This window comes from Vibrio sp. 10N.261.52.A1 (assembly GCF_002876325.1).
Lineage (GTDB): Bacteria > Pseudomonadota > Gammaproteobacteria > Enterobacterales > Vibrionaceae > Vibrio > Vibrio chagasii.
Window position 1 is genome coordinate 1 of the sequence record NZ_MCYD01001092.1, and the last position, 1,474, is coordinate 1,474.

General features: G+C 39.6%; 2 protein-coding genes. Both read right to left on the bottom strand.

From position 1 onward, the window contains the following. Nucleotides 1–159 precede the first annotated feature (159 nt). Nucleotides 160–621 (bottom strand): hypothetical protein, encoded by a 462-nt coding sequence (locus BCT81_RS23460; protein WP_061032645.1) that lies wholly within the window; start codon nucleotides 619–621, stop codon nucleotides 160–162. Beyond that, complete coding sequence (locus tag BCT81_RS23465; protein WP_102426037.1) at nucleotides 618–1,418, bottom strand: winged helix-turn-helix domain-containing protein; 801 nt, start codon at nucleotides 1,416–1,418, stop codon at nucleotides 618–620. The genes BCT81_RS23460 and BCT81_RS23465 overlap by 4 nt, the downstream gene beginning before the upstream one ends. Nucleotides 1,419–1,474 lie beyond the last annotated feature (56 nt).

Here is a 1,474-nt window from a genome sequence, read left to right on the forward strand (position 1 = left end):
GTCTAATATAGAGGATTTTTCAATTATGAGACGTGTTAGTTTTAAGGATGGAAAGTTAGATAAATAAGGGATAGAAGAGGGGAGGATTTCGAACTGAGTCGAAATCCATTTTAATAAAATATGGTTTGAAGAGAATTTACTATGGGTTAACCGTAGAAGTCAGCGTTTGGCTAAAAGCTGGGTACGTCCTGTATTGCAACTCCGAATAATGGCAAATGCTTCATTGGTGCTTAAAATATCAATATTCAACGTTAGTGGATCATTGTTCAACAAAAGGTATGGTGATAACAAGTTGTCATTCATTGCCTCATTTATCTTTTGTACAGACAGTAAGTCTATCGTGCCAGCAATCGCAAAACTGAATGATTTAGAGTATCCCACATTTCCCTGGAAGCGAAGAACGATAGGGTTTGGTATTTTGTCGTCTTGAATGGAGACGATATGCAGTACTTTGTTGTCCCTAATTTTAGTGAACCCATCGCTTCGCAATACGTTATCTTCAGCGAGTAAATCGATCATACTATGTTGGTAACTGTGATCTTCAAGTTTGTGAGAATCAGGAATACTCCATACGCTTGCAAACAAGATTAGTGCGGAGAAGACGGCAATAAATGGCATCATAATGACCCCTTTTCTAGGAATAGCTCAATCTCTTTACTGGCTTTGTCCAGTTGTGATGGGTTGTAAAAAATATTCACTGATTTACGAGTCACTTTATTGAGTATCGCAAGTTCAGAATAGCCAGGTTCTTCGCTGATGTAAGCAATACAGTCACATTGATACTTGTTAAGAATCCTTTTCAACTCTGGGGTTAGGGTCATTTGAGGGTCTTGATATATCTGTAGTTGACCTATCCAATACTCGGTCAGACGATCAGAAGGTTTGACTTCATGGAGACTCTTGTCGTGAAATTTACTGAATGCCAACGCGATTGATGCTGCTAGCAGCACGCTAGCAGTAAAATAGCACACAAGATTCTTTGAATAGGCAATTTTATGATAGACGGACAGTGCTTGGGTTCCGTTGTGCTTTTCGCCTGAGGTCGCCTTAACTTCGCTGTCAGGTAAAGGCAACGGCGGAGTTGTATCTTCAGGCGCAGCAATGCTTGTATCGTCCACAGTAGATTCGATACAAACACAATGGTCTATGAGGCGGTAACCGACCTTTGGAACTGTCACTATTGGTGAATCTTTGGTCCCAAGCTTAACGAACTTTTGGCGCAGCAAGCTGATACTTTTCGCGAGAGAAGTATCCCCTATGAATTCGTTACCCCAAGCGTAGTTAATAATATCTTGCTTACTCACAATATCGGGCGCGTGTTTAAGAAGAAGCTCTAAGACTCGTGTTTCTCGATATCCAATTTTAATGGAACGATCGTCGTTATAAATACGATTTGTTATAGGGTCAAATTTGATCATATAGCCAACGTTTTATTTTTATTATAATTATCTCAACAATGTTAGCGACTATAAAC

Coding starts and splice junctions, on each gene's coding strand:
- BCT81_RS23460 (WP_061032645.1), bottom strand. CDS start 621: ATGATGCCATTTATTGCCGTCTTCTCCGCACTAATCTTGTTTGCAAGC.
- BCT81_RS23465 (WP_102426037.1), bottom strand. CDS start 1,418: ATGATCAAATTTGACCCTATAACAAATCGTATTTATAACGACGATCGT.